15 protein-coding genes are annotated in these 14,969 nt (G+C 74.5%); 10 read left to right on the forward strand and 5 right to left on the reverse strand.

What is annotated here, in order from left to right; genetic code table 11:
- Positions 1–14: 14 nt before the first annotated feature.
- From AC0B9F_RS12760 to AC0B9F_RS12795, 8 genes are all read left to right on the forward strand, one after another.
- Positions 15–614: a TetR/AcrR family transcriptional regulator gene (locus AC0B9F_RS12760; RefSeq protein WP_472001713.1), complete on the forward strand. Its 600-nt coding sequence runs from the start codon at positions 15–17 to the stop codon at positions 612–614.
- On the forward strand, positions 611–2,209 hold the full coding sequence (locus AC0B9F_RS12765) for a glycerol-3-phosphate dehydrogenase/oxidase (protein ID WP_472001715.1): 1,599 nt from the start codon (positions 611–613) through the stop codon (positions 2,207–2,209). Before AC0B9F_RS12760 ends, AC0B9F_RS12765 begins: the two co-directional genes overlap by 4 nt.
- Before the next feature lie 315 nt (positions 2,210–2,524).
- A complete protein-coding gene (locus tag AC0B9F_RS12770) occupies positions 2,525–3,145 on the forward strand; it encodes a DUF6230 family protein (protein WP_472001717.1) in 621 nt (206 codons plus the stop codon).
- On the forward strand, positions 3,136–3,747 hold the full coding sequence (locus AC0B9F_RS12775; RefSeq protein ID WP_472001719.1) for a DUF6114 domain-containing protein: 612 nt from the start codon (positions 3,136–3,138) through the stop codon (positions 3,745–3,747). Before AC0B9F_RS12770 ends, AC0B9F_RS12775 begins: the two co-directional genes overlap by 10 nt.
- A complete protein-coding gene (locus tag AC0B9F_RS12780; protein WP_472001721.1) occupies positions 3,744–4,403 on the forward strand; it encodes a hypothetical protein in 660 nt (219 codons plus the stop codon). The genes AC0B9F_RS12775 and AC0B9F_RS12780 overlap by 4 nt, the downstream gene beginning before the upstream one ends.
- Positions 4,404–4,599: 196 nt before the next feature.
- Complete coding sequence (locus AC0B9F_RS12785) at positions 4,600–5,628, forward strand: sporulation protein (RefSeq protein WP_472001723.1); 1,029 nt, start codon at positions 4,600–4,602, stop codon at positions 5,626–5,628.
- Between the two features lie 155 nt (positions 5,629–5,783).
- A complete protein-coding gene (locus AC0B9F_RS12790) occupies positions 5,784–6,239 on the forward strand; it encodes a tellurite resistance TerB family protein (protein ID WP_472001725.1) in 456 nt (151 codons plus the stop codon).
- A gap of 153 nt (positions 6,240–6,392) precedes the next feature.
- Positions 6,393–6,761, forward strand: coding sequence for a DUF4190 domain-containing protein (locus tag AC0B9F_RS12795; protein WP_472001727.1), 369 nt, complete (start codon positions 6,393–6,395; stop codon positions 6,759–6,761).
- Between the two features lie 531 nt (positions 6,762–7,292).
- Here AC0B9F_RS12795 and AC0B9F_RS12800 read toward each other — a convergent pair.
- On the reverse strand, positions 7,293–7,976 hold the full coding sequence (locus AC0B9F_RS12800) for an ABC transporter ATP-binding protein (protein ID WP_472001729.1): 684 nt from the start codon (positions 7,974–7,976) through the stop codon (positions 7,293–7,295).
- The gene (locus tag AC0B9F_RS12805; protein ID WP_472001730.1) at positions 7,973–9,058 is read right to left on the reverse strand and encodes an ABC transporter permease; all 1,086 of its coding nucleotides are present in this window, start codon (positions 9,056–9,058) and stop codon (positions 7,973–7,975) included. Before AC0B9F_RS12805 ends, AC0B9F_RS12800 begins: the two co-directional genes overlap by 4 nt.
- Positions 9,059–9,272: 214 nt before the next feature.
- Here AC0B9F_RS12805 and AC0B9F_RS12810 point away from each other — a divergent pair, with 214 nt between their 5' ends.
- Positions 9,273–10,499 carry a sensor histidine kinase gene (locus AC0B9F_RS12810; protein ID WP_472001731.1) on the forward strand — a complete coding sequence of 409 codons (1,227 nt, stop codon included), beginning with the start codon at positions 9,273–9,275 and terminating at the stop codon, positions 10,497–10,499.
- The gene (locus tag AC0B9F_RS12815) at positions 10,496–11,131 is read left to right on the forward strand and encodes a response regulator (RefSeq protein WP_472001732.1); all 636 of its coding nucleotides are present in this window, start codon (positions 10,496–10,498) and stop codon (positions 11,129–11,131) included. Before AC0B9F_RS12810 ends, AC0B9F_RS12815 begins: the two co-directional genes overlap by 4 nt.
- A 4-nt stretch (positions 11,132–11,135) precedes the next feature.
- Here AC0B9F_RS12815 and AC0B9F_RS12820 read toward each other — a convergent pair whose 3' ends face one another.
- The 3 genes from AC0B9F_RS12820 to AC0B9F_RS12830 all read right to left on the reverse strand — a co-directional run bounded on the left by AC0B9F_RS12820 (position 11,136) and on the right by AC0B9F_RS12830 (position 14,859).
- Positions 11,136–11,474: a transglycosylase family protein gene (locus tag AC0B9F_RS12820; RefSeq protein ID WP_472002141.1), complete on the reverse strand. Its 339-nt coding sequence runs from the start codon at positions 11,472–11,474 to the stop codon at positions 11,136–11,138.
- A 31-nt stretch (positions 11,475–11,505) separates the two neighbouring features.
- On the reverse strand, positions 11,506–13,554 hold the full coding sequence (locus AC0B9F_RS12825; RefSeq protein ID WP_472001734.1) for an ATP-binding protein: 2,049 nt from the start codon (positions 13,552–13,554) through the stop codon (positions 11,506–11,508).
- A gap of 243 nt (positions 13,555–13,797) precedes the next feature.
- Positions 13,798–14,859 carry a YihY/virulence factor BrkB family protein gene (locus tag AC0B9F_RS12830; protein WP_472001735.1) on the reverse strand — a complete coding sequence of 354 codons (1,062 nt, stop codon included), beginning with the start codon at positions 14,857–14,859 and terminating at the stop codon, positions 13,798–13,800.
- Between the last annotated feature and the right edge of the window lie 110 nt (positions 14,860–14,969).

Raw genomic sequence — 14,969 nt, forward strand, 5'->3', positions numbered from 1 at the left:
TTACACTGTGACACATGACGCCTATTCGTCACAACGATGGGGACAACGATCCGGTGCTCGACGCGGTGCGCGACTGCGTTCTGGCCGTCGGCGTCCGCCGCACGACCCTGACCGACGTGGCGCGCCGCGCGGGCGTCTCCCGGATGACGCTGTACCGGCGCTGGCCCGATGTGCGCTCCCTGGTCGGCGACCTGATGACGCGCGAGTGGGTCGGCGTGGCGACCGCGGCCATGCCCGAGCGCGCGCCGGGCCGCAGCGCGCGGGAACTCATCGTCGAGGGGCTGACGCAGGGCGTCGAGTCCTTCCGCGCCCATCCGCTCTTCAAGAAGATCCTGGACGTCGATCCGGAACTGCTCCTGCCGTATGTGCTGGACCGCCGCGGCGCGAGCCAGGAGGCCCTGCTGGAGCTGCTGACCGACGGCGTACGCGACGGTCACGCCGACGGGTCGGTCCGCGCCGGCCACCCCGAACGCCAGGCCCGTGCCCTGCTGCTCGTCGTCCAGTCCTTCACGCTGTCGCTGCGGACGATGACCGACGAGGACGACCCGGAGCTCAACGCCGCCGCTCTGCTCGGGGAGTTGCGGACCATCCTGGAGAGGACCCTCACGCCATGAGCGCCACGAGCGCCACGAGCGCCATCAGCACCGACGCACCGCACCCCGGTTCGTCCCTGTCCGCCGCGCGCCGCACCCGCGAACTCGCCGCGACCGTCGGCGCCGAACCGGTGGACGTCCTCGTCGTCGGGCTCGGCGCCACCGGCGCCGGAGTCGCCCTGGACGCGGCCGCCCGGGGGCTGACGGTCGCCGCCGTCGACGCGCACGACCTGGCCTTCGGCACCTCGCGCTGGAGTTCCAAACTCATCCACGGCGGCCTGCGCTACCTCGCCTCCGCGCAGTTCGACGTGGCGCACGAGAGCGCCGTGGAGCGCGGTGTGCTGATGGAGCGCACCGCGCCCCACCTGGTACGCGCCCAGCCGTTCGTGCTGCCGCTGACGCCGCTGGTGTCGCGCGGCCAGGCGGCGCTGGCGTGGGCCGGCTTCCGGGCCGGTGACGCGCTGCGGCTCGCCGCGCGCACGGCCCGCGGCACCCTGCCCGCGCCGCGCCGGCTGTCGGCGGTGGAGACCCGCACGCTCGCCCCCGGCCTGCGCGCCGGAGGGCTGCGCGGCGGCCTGCTCTCCTGGGACGGGAAACTGACCGACGACGCCCGGCTGGTCACCGCCCTCGCCCGCACCGCGGCGGCGCACGGCGCGCGCGTCCTGACCCGGGTGCGGGCCCTGGAACTGTCCGGCACCGGCGCCCGGGTCCGCGACGAACTCACCGGCGAGGAGGGCTTCCTGCGCGCCCGCGCGGTGATCAACGCCACCGGCGTGTGGGCGGACGGCCTGGTCGACGGCATCCGTATCCGCCCCTCGCGCGGCACCCACCTGGTGCTGCGCGCCGACCGCCTCGGCCCGCTGCCGGCCGGCCTGCACATCCCCGTCCCCGGCGAGACCAACCGTTTCGTCCTCGTCCTGCCACAGGGCGACGGCCGGGTCTACGTCGGCCTCACCGACGAACCCGTCGAGGGGCCGGTGCCCGACGTGCCGGAGGTGCCGGAGACGGACATCGGCTTCCTGCTCGACATCCTCGGCTCCGCACTGGACACCCCGCTGCACCGCGCCGACGTCGTGGGCGCCTTCGCGGGCCTGCGCCCCCTGCTGGACACGGCCGGTGACGGCACGTCGGCCAGGACGTCCGACATCTCCCGCCGGCACGCCGTGCTGACCTCCTCCGACGGGGTCGTCACCATCGTCGGCGGCAAGCTCACCACCTACCGCCGCATGGCCGAGGACGCCGTCGACCGCGCGGTCGCCACCCACCGCCTGTCCGCCGGGCCCTCCCCCACCGCAGCGCTGCCGCTGGTCGGCGCCGCCGCCCCGGTCCGCCTCGGCGCCCTGCCCGCGCCGCGCCGCCTCGTCCAGCGGTACGGCACGGAAGCCGCCGCCGTCCAGGCCCTCGGCGCGCACGACCCGCGGCTGCGCGAACCCGTGCTGCCCGGCCACCCGGTCACCGGCGCCGAACTGCTGTGGGCCGTACGCCACGAGGGCGCGCTCGACACCGCCGACGTCCTCGACCGCCGCACCCGGATCGGAGTGGTGCCCGAGGACCGTGCGGCGGCGCTGCCGGCCGTGGAGGAGATCGTCGGCGAGGCTCTGGCCACGCTCGGCTGACGCAAGCGCATACCGAGCCGGCCCGCTTCGGCGGCGAACCGGCCATGGTCACGCAAGAGAGCAACTACGCGTTGAACGGCCCCGGTTGGCCGTTCAGCGCGTTTTCGCCGTGCGGAAACATGACCGAAACCGCATTCCTCCGGCAACTATGCCAACGGCCGCTGGCGCCTTTAACCTGACTCGTCAGTAAGTCCGCGCTGCCTGCGGCGCGACCGTCCCTCACAGCCTTCACGTGCCCCCGCTCGTGCCGCCGGTCCCTCACCCCTCTCGCCCCCGGGCGCCCTTTTCTGCACCCGCACCGAAAGGACACAGAGGATGAAAGACCAGCAAGGCAGACAGGTGGCCGGCCGGATCCGGTGGCGGCGGTTCGCGCTGCTCGCCGTTCCCGGCTGCGCGGCCACCGCCGCGCTCGGCATCGCACTCGCGCAGGGCGCCGTCGCCGCCTCGTTCGCCGTCTCGGGCCAGCAGTTCAAGGTGTCCGCCGACAGCCTCACCGGCCAGGGGTTCGCCCAGTACGGCAACATCGACGCCAACGCCCGGGGCGACCTCCTGCCGGTCGCCACCGTCGGCATCCGCACCGCGAAGATCAACAACCTCTGCCAGTCGGTGGTCACCAAGCTCCCCGTGCTCGGCACCATCTCGCTCACCCTGACCGCCGGGGCCGGTGACACCCCCGTGGAGGCGGAGAACCTCTTCCTCGACGCCACCCAGCTGGAGGGCGACGCCACCTTCCACACCATCGAGATCGGCCGCGACGCCTCCACCCTCGACAAGGGCCCGGAGAGCGCGCAGGGCCTGCAGGACGCCTTCTCCCAGCAGGCCGACGACCTGGAGATCAAGAACCTGCAGCAGGTGGCGTGGGCGGCGAACGCCGGCACCTTCAAGCTGTCCGGCCTCAAGATGAAGATCGCCAAGGGGAAGAAGGAATGTTTCTGAGCCGGCGCGCGTGGCGCACCTGGCGCCGCAGCCGGCCCTTCTGGGGCGGCCTGGTCACGGTCCTCGCCGGCGGCGAGATCTGCGTCCTGCCGCTCGCCCCGCTCGAGGTGATGCTCAAACAGGGCGTCGCCGGACTGCCGTCCGTCCTGCTCGGCCTGGTCATGATCGTGCTGGGCCTGTCCGCGTGGGCCGCCCCGCACTACCGCGGCCTGGCGGGCGTTCTGACCGTACTCCTGGCCGTCGCCGCCCTGGTGATGTCCAACCTGGGCGGGTTCCTGTTCGGCACCGTCCTCGGCATCGTCGGCGGCTCGATGGTCTTCGCCTGGCAGCCGGTGCCGCCCGCGGACGCCCGGCCCGCGGACGCCGTGGCCGGACGGGCGGACGCGAGCCCGACCGGCACGGATCCAGCCGAGCCCACCACGGCGGCACCGGCCGCCACCGAGTCCACCAAGTCCACCGAGTCAGGCGAGTACGCCCACCCCGCCGAGCCCCGCCTCGGCGCCCCCGGCACGCCACCCCCCACAGGCGCCACCGTGCGCCACCCCGCACCGACCGTTCCCGTCCCGTCAGCCGATACGCACGGAAAGGGATCCACACCATGACACGTCCCCACAGTGTCCGGACGCTGCTCGCCACCGCCACCGGTGCCGCCGCGACCGCCGCGCTGCTGCTCGCCGGCTCGTCCGCCGAGGCGCAGACCGCGGCCGCGTCGACCACGGTCACCCCGGCCGGGCACGCCTACAAGGCCACGCTGTCCGGAAAGGCCACGTTCAAGGCCGGCACCGTGACCCTCACCTGTTCGGTCTCCGTCACGACCGGCCAGGTCCCGGCCGCCCCCGCCAACCACAACGACGCGGGCCCGGTCTCCTCCACCCTCGCCGCTCCCACGTTCGTCTCGTGCACGTCCAGCCTGCCCGGCGTCACGCCCACGGTCACCACCAGCGGCACGTGGGGCATCTCCGTCCAGAACGGCACGCCGAGCACGGCGACGCTGACCGTCCCCCAGAACGGTCTGATCGTCAAGACGAGCGGCCTGGCCACCTGCACGATCACCTCCGCGCCGAGCGGCCCCGCTCCCCTATCCGGCAGCTGGACCAACGGCGCGCCCTCCAGCCTGGCCTTCGCCAACGCCGTCGTCCCGGTGACCGTCACGGGGACGTTCGGCTGTCCGACCAGCGCCACGACGTCCACCGTCAACCTGGCCTACACCGTGGCCGACACGACCGATCCCGCCCAGCAGATCACCGTCGGCCCCTGACCCGTCCCGTCCCGTCCCGGGGTGCGCAGGCTCGATCCTGCGCACCCTTGTGACGTTCCCGTCGCTTTTCAGCCGTTCGCATGACGCACCCTCAGATGCCGTCCATGCCCCGCTCCACGCACCGTATTCTTCTACTCGCCTGTAGAAAGTTGCCGGCCAGGAACGCACGGACGGACAAGAAGGAGTGAACGCCACGATGGTGTTCAAGCGACTGCTCGGCTCGCTCGGGGTGGGCGGCCCCTCGGTCGACACGGTTCTCGACCCCGGACCGGTCCGGCCCGGCTCCGCCCTGACCGGGCAGGTGCATCTGCGGGGCGGCAATGCCGAGTTCACCGTCGAGCACATCACCCTGGAGCTGGTGGCCCGCGTCGAGACCGAGCACGCCGACGGCGAGAGCGAGGGCATGGTGGCCTTCGACCGCCTCACCGTCGGGGGCGGCTTCCGGCTCGGCGAGGACGAGGTGCGCGGCGTGCCCTTCAGCATGGTGCTGCCGTGGGAGACACCGCTCACCGAGCTGTACGGGCAGGGGCTGGGCATCGTCCTCGGCGTGCGCACCGAGCTCGCGGTGGCCGGGGCACGGGACAAGGGCGACCTCGACCCGCTCGCCGTCGCGCCGCTGCCCGTCCAGGAGGCGATCCTGGAGGCGTTCGGCCGGCTCGGCTTCGGTTTCCGCTCGGCCGACCTGGAACGGGGTCACATCGGCGGCACCGGGCAGCGACTGCCCTTCTACCAGGAGATCGAACTGACCCCGGCACCTCGGTACGCCCACGCGGTGAGCGAGATCGAGGTGACGTTCCTGGCCTCTCCGGCCGGCGTGGAGGTCGTCCTGGAGGCCGACAAGCGCGGCGGGTTGTTCTCCTCGGGCCATGACGCGCTCACCCGGTTCACCGTCGGTCACGACGACGTACGCGATTGGGACGCGGAGGTCGACGGCTGGATCCGGCACCTCGTCGAGCAGCGGCCGGCGTACGGCGCACACGCGGCGCACGCGGCGCACGCGGCGCACGCGGGGTATGGCTCGGGCGGGTACGACGAGCACCACCACACCGGTCACCGCTCGGGCCCCGGCATCGGCACGGCCGTCGCCGCCGGGGCCGCCGGTCTCGCGGTCGGGGTCGTGGGCGGCATGGTCGCTGCCGAAGTCGTCGACGAGATCGGGGACTTCTTCGAAGGCGACGACGACACCGACGACGAAGGCGACGAGGGCGACGAGGGCGAGGACTGACGCCGGAACGACACGGGGCCGCTGTTCGTATCAAGGAGGGCGAGTGGCGCGACCCGCCTCTTGCCCTCCTGATAGTTTCTACATTGCTGTAGAAGTTCACGGCAGCTCCGGCCGCTCCCCGGCCGGGGACAGCTCACTACTCGTATGGAGTCGGCATGGCCCTGTGGGACCGCATCAAGGACTCGGCGTCGCAGATGCAGACGCAGCTCGTGGCGAAGAAGAACGACCTGAAGAGCGGAGCCTTCCGCGACGCCAGCATGGCGATGTGCGCGCTGGTCGCGGCCGCCGACGGCACCGTCGACCCCTCGGAGCGCCAGCGGGTGGCCCAGCTCATCGCCGGCAACGAGGTGCTGCAGAACTTCCCGGCGGACGACCTGCGCCGCCGGTTCGAGGACAACCTGAACAAGCTGACCGCCGACTTCGCCTTCGGCAAGGTCAGCGTGTTGCAGGAGGTCGCCAAGGCGAAGAAGAAGCCCGCCGAGGCGCGCGCCGTCATCCAGATCGGCATCGTCATCGGCGGTGCCGACGGCGACTTCGACAAGGACGAGCAGGCCGTGGTCCGCGAGGCGTGCTACGCGCTGGACCTGCCGCCGCACGAGTTCGACCTCTGACCACCGCGACGCCACCCGCCGCCCCGGCACCGCACGGGCAGACCCGACGTCGAGCTGGTCGGCCCGGCGTCGAGCCGGCCGGCCCAGTGCGGCCCGTTCGAGGTCCGGCGTCGTGCGCCGGGTTGGACACCGAACACCACAAGGGAACCGGTCATGAGCAGTACCGGCCGCGCCCGGCCGGCGGGCGAGGGGGCGGTGCCCTCGCGGGCGGGGCGCAATCGGGCCGCGAGCGTCAGCGGGTTCTTCGCCCTGGGCGCGGTCGCCTCGCTCGGCAACTTCGGCACCGGTCCGGCCTGGATCAACCCGGGCGTCTTCGTCGGCATGGCGGTGCTGTGCGCGCTGATCGCCATCCCCACCGGGCACATGGGCCGCTTTCGGAGCCGGCGGCGGGGCGGCGAGGGGCGCGGGCCGGCACTGGCCGGCATCCTGACGGGCCGGCTGGTGCTGGTGGTGTGCGTCCTGGCCGGGCCGGCCTTCCTGGGACTCGTCGCCGGCCTCGCGGTCCTCGTGGACCACACCTGACGGCGGTACGCCCCGCCCGGCGTCGACCCCCGCGGCGCCGCTCACGCCGCGGGTGCCGGAGCCCGGTGTCCCTCAGTGCCGGGCCGTCTCCGGGTTACGGCGTACACCGGCCGCGGCCAACAGGGCGCAGAGGAGGTACAGCACGCCGGCGACCAGAACGGCCGGTGTGCACACGGTTCATGAAGGCCTGACGGCTGCCCTCCGCGAAGGCGGCCCTCAGATCGGCCGGCATCCGCGCGGAGACCGGGGCGACGCCCATGGCCACCGCGCCCTTCGCCCGGCCGAGCGCGTCCGCCGCCGGCGCGCGCGGGCACCCCGGCCGTGGTCAGTTCACCGGTGAGGGTGGCGCCGACCCGGCTGCCGATGAGCGACACCAGCACCGACGTGCCGAACGCCCCGCCGATCTGCGGCGCGGTGGCCCGCAACCCGCCCGCCACACCGCCGTCCCGCACCGGGGCGTTGCCGACGATCGCGTCGGACGCTGCAGAGACAGCACGCCGAAGAAGATCACGCCGAGCAGGACGAAGAGGTTCAGCGCGCGCGCGTGGCGTCGCGCAGCCGCCCGTCGCGGACCTCCACGACCTGGTCGGCGCAGGCCAGATGGGTGGGGTCGTGGGTGACCAGGACGGTGGCCGTGGCCCGCTCGTGGGTCAGACGGGTGAGCAGGTCGAGCACGGCGGCGCCCCGGGCGCGGTCCAGCGCGCTGGTGGGCTCGTCGACCAGCAGGACCGTCGGCTCGTTCATCAACGCGCGGGCGATGGCGACGCGTTGCCGCTGACCGCCGGAGAGCTGGTGGGGGCGCCGCGCGGCCTGACCGGACAGGCCGACGGAGTCCAGCAGTTCCAGGGCCCTCACGCGCGCGCCGCCGGGACGGCGTCCGGCGAGATGGGCCATGACCTGGAGCTGTTCGACGGCCGTCAGCGAGGGCAGGAGGCTGGGCTGCTGGAACACCAGCCCGATCCGCCGCCGGCGCAACTCGGTCAGTTCGGCGCGGGAGAGGCCGGTGGTGGAGGTGCCGTCGACGGTGGCCGTGCCGTGATCCGGGGTCAGCAGGGTGGCCGCGACGGCCAGCAGGCTGGACTTGCCGGAGCCGGAGGGCCCGACCACGGCGGTCAGGCTGCCCTTGGGCACGGTGAGGGTGACGTGGTCCAGGGCGGTGAGGCGGCGCTCGCCGTCGGGGTAGGTGAGCGTGATGTCGGCGAGGTGCAGGCTCATCGGGCGTTCCCCAGGGCGGTCAGCGGGTCGACGGAGGTGATACGGCGCACGGCCAGCGCGGCGCCGAGCGCGCCGAGCAGGACCAGGACCCCGGCGGGCGCCAGGACCGTCGCGGGGGTGAGGACGAACGGCACCGCGCGGCCGGCGACCAGGGAGCCCACGGCGACGGCGAGGGCGGTTCCGGCGAGCGTGCCGCCGGCCAGCACGGCGACGGCCTGCCCCAGCGCGTCCTTGAGCAGCGTGCCGGTGGAGGCGCCGAGGGCCTTGAGGACGGCGATGTCGCCGCTGCGCTGGATGGTCCACACGGTGAAGAAGGCGCCCACGACCAGCGCGGAGATCCCGAACAGGAAGGCGCGCATCAGTTGCAGGGAGCCGTTCTCGGAGGTGTAGGAGCCGATCGCGGCCAGCGAGGCGTCCTTGGACACGGTCTCGGTGTGGGCCCGCGTGTCGGTGGCCGCGAGGTCGGTGCCGGACGCCGTGGTCAGCGCGATCACCGTCGCGGTCGCCTCGGCGCTCCCGCTCGGGGGTGCGCTGCCACGCCAGGTGGTGAGGCTGGTCCACACCACCGGGGTGTGGCTGAAGGACGCGTCTCCTCGTACGGCGGCCACCGTCAGCCGGTGTCCGGCGAGCGTGAGGGTGCCGCCGGCCGCGACGCCGAGGGCGTCGGCGGCCCCGGTCGACAGCACCGCCGAGCGGTCGTCGATCCGGTCGCCGGCCGGTGCGAGGGCGGAGCCCGGGAGCACCCCGAAGACGGACACTCCGGCGCTGCGCGGCCCGGCGGTGGCCTTGGCCGGGGTGATGCCGAGCGGTTGGGCACGAGTGACGCCGGGCGTGGCGGCCCAGCGCCGCCACTGCCCCTCGGTGACGGTGGAGTCGGTGTACGACACGTCGCGGCCGGCGGCGGGGGCGTCGAAGGCGATGCGGTCGGCGGGCAGGGAGGTGATCGCCGAGGTGCTCTGCCGGCTCAGGCCCGCTGTCAGCCCGGACAGCAGGCCGACCAGCAGGGTGATCAGCACGATGACGGTGCCCATGAGGGCGAACCGCCCCTTGGCGAAGCGGAGGTCCCGCCAGGCGACGAACACGGCTGCGGCCAGGCCTTTCTACGGAGGAAGGGGAACGGCTCCACCCTCTCGCCGGGCCCGGTGCGCGGGCATCTGGCCGGGGAGTGCACTTCGCGGGCCGGAAGGTGCCAAGGCGCTTGCACCTTTCGACAGAGGCGGCGGCCGGCGGGCGGACCGTAGGGTGGCCCGGAGACCTTGCTGATCCGTGAGCACCGTGAACACCTCCGCTGGGACCGTGACCGCCACCACCTCTCCCCTGACCACCCCGACGACCCGGGCCCTGACCTGGTGCCTGCATCTGCTGGTCGTCGGGCTGCTCGCGCTGGCCGCCGTCCGGGCCGTCGCCCCCGCGGGCGGAGACCACCCCGCGGCGGTCACCGCCGTCGCCGCTCTGTGCGGGCTCGTCTACGCGGCCGGTCCGCTGCTGCCGCGGGTGCGCTCGTCGCGCCGGGCGGCCGCGCTGTGGCTGGGCGCCGTGGGGGTCGTATGGCTGGGGTTGCTGGCGCTGACCGCCGACGGGGTGTGGGTGGCGTTCCCGCTGTACTTCCTCCAGCTCCACCTGCTGCGGCGGCGCGCCGCTCTGCCCGCCGTCGCGGCGACCGCGGCGGCCGCGATCGCGGGGTTCGCCGCGCACCAGGGCTCGTTCTCTCCCGCGATGGCGATCGGTCCGGCGCTCGGCGCGGCCGTGGCGGTGGCCGTGGTGTGGGGCTACCAGGCCCTGTACCGGGAGAGCGAGCAGCGGCGCAGGCTGATCGAGGAGCTGACCGCGACGCGCGCCGACCTGGCGGCCGCCGAGCACCGGGCCGGGGTGCTGGCCGAGCGGGAGCGGCTGGCCCGCGAGATCCACGACACGCTGGCGCAGGGGCTTTCCAGCATCCAGTTGCTGCTGACCGCGGCCGGGCGGGCGCTGCCCGGCGCTGCCGGCACCGCGGCCGGCCATGTCGAGCAGGCCCGGCAGACCGCGGTGGACAACCTCGCCGAGGCGCGGCGTTTCGTCGCCGCGCTCGCCCCGCCCGCGCTGGACGGCAGCACGCTCGCCGACGCCCTGGAACGGCTGTGCGTCACCACGTCGGCGCGCCATCCGCTCGCCGCCCGCATGCACCGCACCGGCACGCCGGCTCCGCTGCCCACCGGGCACGAGGTCGCACTGCTGCGCATCGCCCAGTCCGCCGTGGCCAACGCCGTGCGCCACGCCCGCGCCACCGCCGTCGACGTCACCCTCGCCCACCTCGGCGAGCAGGTGACCCTGGACGTCGTCGACGACGGCGCCGGCTTCGATCCGCGGCGGCTGCCCGTCCCGGACCCCGAGGGCGGCGGGTTCGGTCTCGCCGCCATGCGGGCACGGGTGCAGGACCTCGGCGGCACCTTCACCCTCACGTCCGCGCCGGGGCGGGGCACCGCCCTGTGCGTGCGACTGCCGCTGCCCCCGTCCACCGACTCCGAGCCCGAGGCCCGCCCGTGACCGACGCCCCGATCCGCCTGCTGCTGGCCGACGACCACCCCGTGGTGCGGGCCGGGCTGCGCGCCGTCCTGGAGACGGAGCCCGGCCTGGCCGTGGTGGCCGAGGCCGCCACCGCCGAGGAGGCCGTCGTCCGGGCGGCCGGCGGCGACATCGACGTGGTGCTGATGGATCTGCAGTTCCGGGGCGGCATGAACGGCGCCGAGGCCACCGCCGCGATCACGGCGCGACCGGGGGCGCCGCGCGTCGTCATCGTCACGACCTACGACTCCGACGCCGACACCCTGCCCGCCATCGAGGCCGGGGCCACCGGCTACCTGCTGAAGGACGCGCGGCCCGAGGACCTGGCCGCGGCCGTGCGCACGGCCGCGGCCGGCCGTACGGCGCTGGCCCCGGCCGTCGCGGACCGGCTGCTGCACCGGCTGCGCACTCCGGGTACGTCGCTGACGCGGCGTGAGACGGAGGTGCTGGGCCTGGTGGCCGACGGGTTGTCGAACCAGGCCGTGGCCGGGCGGCTGCACCTCACCGAGGGGACGGTGAAGTCGCACCTGGCGCGGGTGTACGCCAAGCTCGGCGTGGACTCGCGCACCGCCGCGGTGGCGGTCGCGACCGACCTCGGCCTGATCCGCCGCTGACGGGTCAGGCGCAGCCCCAGGCCGACATGCCCTGCTGGGCGGCCAGTCGGCGGGCGACCCTGATCTGCTGGCGCCGGGTGGCGAGGTCGGCGCGCGGCGCGTATCTGAGCCCGCCGGCCGCGCGCCAACTGGACCGGCTGAACTGCAACCCGCCGTAGTAGCCGTTGCCGGTGTTGGCCTGCCAGTTGCCCCCGGACTCGCAGGCGGCGATCGCGTCCCAGTCGGCGCCGAACTGCGGCAGGGCCTCGGCCGTGGTCCCCGCCGTGCTCAGCGCGGCCAGGGCCGTCACGAGCACCAGCGCCCCCTTCGCACGGCGGGACGGGCGGGCGGCGGCACGGGTCATCACTCTCTGCAGCGATTTCATGACCGTACTGTTACATCATGTGACGATATGGAGCGGGCATCTGCGCGGCCGGTCGTGTCATGTCGACTGCATTCGGGCGACGCCGAGCCGCTGAGTCCGCGGGGCGGGGCACGGGCGCGCGGGGTGTGCCGGGGGCGCCCGTCTCGAGGTCCGCCAGCAGCCGGCGCAGGGCGGCCGCGCCGAGCGGCGCGGGCTGCCCGTCCAGGTCCGCCAGGGCCCGGCCGGCCCGGCGCCAGGCGCGGGCGGCGCGGCCCTGGTGGTGGTCGACGAAGGCCCGGGCGTAGCGGGCGACCGCGCACGCCCAGTCGTCGTCGCGGGTGTCGGGCCGGGTGAGGGCCCGGTGGGCGCTGCGGCGCGCGGCGCCCGGCGCGAAGGCCGCCTGGGCGACGGCCAGTGCGGACAGGGCGACCGCGGCGGACGGACCGCCGGGCGCTCCCGGCGGAATGATCCGCGCGGCGTCCCCGAAGTGCTCGGCGGCCGCCCGCAGATCGTGCCGGTGCAGCGCCAGGACGCCTTGGGCGTGGGCGATCCGGCCGGCGGTGGCGTCGTCGCCGGCCCGCACGGCCGCCGGCCAGGCCCGGGCGAGCAGGTCGCCGGCCTCCCGCGGACGGGTGCCGGCCCGCAGCCAGGCCGCCAGCCACATGGCCCGTACCGCGTGGGGGCCGTCGGGGTCGCACAGCGGGAGCAGCCGCATGAGGTGGTCGCCGCCCTCCTCGGCGTGGTCGTACACGCCCCACCAGAACCACAGGTCGAGCACCGTCTCCAGGGCCGTCCCGGCGTGCCCGGGTTCGGTGAGGGCGTACTGGACGGCGGCGGTGAGGTCGGCGTGCTCGTCACCGGCGAGCTGCACCGCCTGACGCTGGCTGCCGCCGTGCCACAGGTCGGCCGCGACGGCGGCGACGCGACGGCAGTGGATCGCGCGGCGTTCGGCGGCGACCGGGTACTCGCCCGCCTCGCGCAGCCGCTCGGCGCCGAACTCGCGGGCGGCCCGCGTCATCCGGTAGCGGACGGGCACGAGTCCCCCGGGGTCGGTGACCGGGGAGAGGATGCCCGCCGCGGCGAGCCGGGCCAGGCAGGAGGGGACCTGGTCGGGTGTGACGCCGCCGCCCGCGCACAGGAACACCGCCGTCGACTCGGCGAAGGAGCCGGCGAAGACGCCGGCCCGGCCCCACACCATCCGCAGGTCCCGGTCGCACAGCACGTAGTCGGCGCCGACGGCCGCGCGCAGCGAGCGGTGCCGCCGCAGGGGGGCCTGCGCGTCGGACAGCCAGCCCTGGCGGCGTGCGGTCAGGGCGGCGAGCCGGCCCAGCGAGTGGTGGGCGAGCTGGGCCGCGGCGAGTTCGATGGCCAGCGGGTTGCCTTCCAGGTGGCCGCAGATGGCGCCGATCGCCGGCAGGTCGGCGTCCGCGGGGGCGAACTCCGGTGCGGCGCGCCGGGCGCGGTCGAGGAAGAGCCGCACCGCCGGGGCCGGGGCGCCGTCGCGGGCCTCGGTGCGCAGCGGGGCCAGGCGCAGGACGCGTTCGTCGCCGAGCCCGAGGGGCCGGCGCGACGTCACGAGCACGCGCAGGGCGGGCGCGGCCATCAGCAGCCGCTGGACGAGGCCGGTGCACTCGGTGTGGGCCGGGTCGACGTCGTCAAGGAACAACAGGAGCGGGGCAGCGGGGAGGACGGCGGCGAGGTCGCCGGGCGTGGGCGCTCGTCCGGCCAGGGCTTGCGCCGCCGCGGGGGCCGGCGCGCGCTGCGATCCGCTCAGGGCAGCCGGGGTGCCGGGGGTGGGCGCTGCTCCGGTCAGGGCGTCCACGACCGTGGCCGTCAGCGTGCCGACGGCGGCGGGCCCGCCGCCGTGGACGCGCACGGTGACGGCGGGCCCCAAGGGCCCGTCGGCGGTCCGGGCGGCCGCGGTGGCGGCCAGCCGGCTCTTGCCGAGGCCGGCCGTGCCGGTGACGGTCACCAGGCGGTGACGGGTCAGCAGGCCCGTGAGCCGGGTGACGTCGCGGCTGCGGCCGACCAGGGGGGCGGGCGGCGGCTCCGGCGCGCCGACACTTGTCCACACGTGCATGACTCCCCGTCGTCGTACGGCATGAGCGGGCGTCGGCGCCGCGGTCCGGGAGTCGGCCGTCCGGGTGCAGAACCGTCACTGCAGCGGCGCCACGGCTACCCAACGGGGCGTGGCCGCTACCGGTGGCGCGGATGCGCGGCGGACCACACCGGACGGTGAGCGGGTGGACGGGTGTGCGACGGGGCCGCCGTCCGGCGGTCACGGACGACGGCCCCGGATGCGAGGCGCAAGCGCGCGGCGGCGTCAGCTGTTGTCCAGGCGGCGCACGTCCTCCTCGTCCCAGGCCCGGGTGTCCCGGGGTTGCGTGTACGGCTCGGCGTCGGCCGGCATTCCGCCCGCGATGGCCCGCTGCCGCACGGTCTCGGCGTCGAACTCCAGCCCCAGCAGCACCGCGAGGTTGCCGATCCACAGCCACACCAGGAAGACGATGACGCCGGCCATCGTGCCGTAGGTCTTGTTGTACGACGCGAAGTTGGCGACGTAGATCGCGAACCCGGCGGAGGCGATCAGCCAGATCACCAGGGCCAGGAAGCTGCCCGGGGTGATCCACTTGAACCCCTTGACCTTGGCGTTGGGAGCCGCCCAGTACAGCAGCGCGATCATCACGGTGACCAGCAGCACCAGCACCGGCCACTTGGCGATCGACCACACGGTCAGCGCGGTGTCGCCGACACCGAGGGTGTCACCGGCCTTGCGGGCGAGGCCGCCGGTGAAGACCACGATGAGCGCGCTGGCCGCCGCCAGGACCATGAGGACGACGGTGATGCCGACCCGTACCGGAAGGATCTTCCAGACCGGCCGGCCCTCCGGGATGTCGTACACGGCGTTGGCCGCCCGCATGAACGCCGCCACATAGCCGGACGCGGACCACAGCGCGACCACCACTCCCACGATCGCCATCAGGGATCCGGTGCCGGCGCTGCCCTGCAGCTGTTCGACGGCCCGGGTGAGGATGTCGCGCGCCGAGCCGGGAGCGAGCTGCCGGATGTTGTCCAGCACCTTGTTCGTGGTCGAGCGGCCCGTGAGACCGAGGATGGACACCAGCACCAGCAGCGCCGGGAAGAGGGCCAGCACGCCGTAATACGTCAGGGCGGCCGCCCGGTCGGTCAGTTCGTCGTCCTTGAACTCCCGCAGGCTCCCTTTGAGGATCCGCCGCCACGCCCCCTTCGGCAGTTTCGTCGGGGCCTGCGGTGCCCGGCGCTCCACCTCGGGCCCGGGACCGAGGTCCTCGGGCTCCGGTGCGGGCGGGTTCTCCGCCTCCCCGTTGCGATGTTCCTTCCGTCCCGGAAGATGCAGCTTCGCCATGCCCGTCAGGTAACCCCGAAGGGCGTTCCCATGCCGCCCGCGGCGATCCGCCACACCCGGCACGATCTCGCCTTTTGTTGTTTTCCGTTCGGATCTTTTCGGTGCAAGGG

Source organism: Streptomyces sp. NPDC097129, assembly GCF_055668065.1.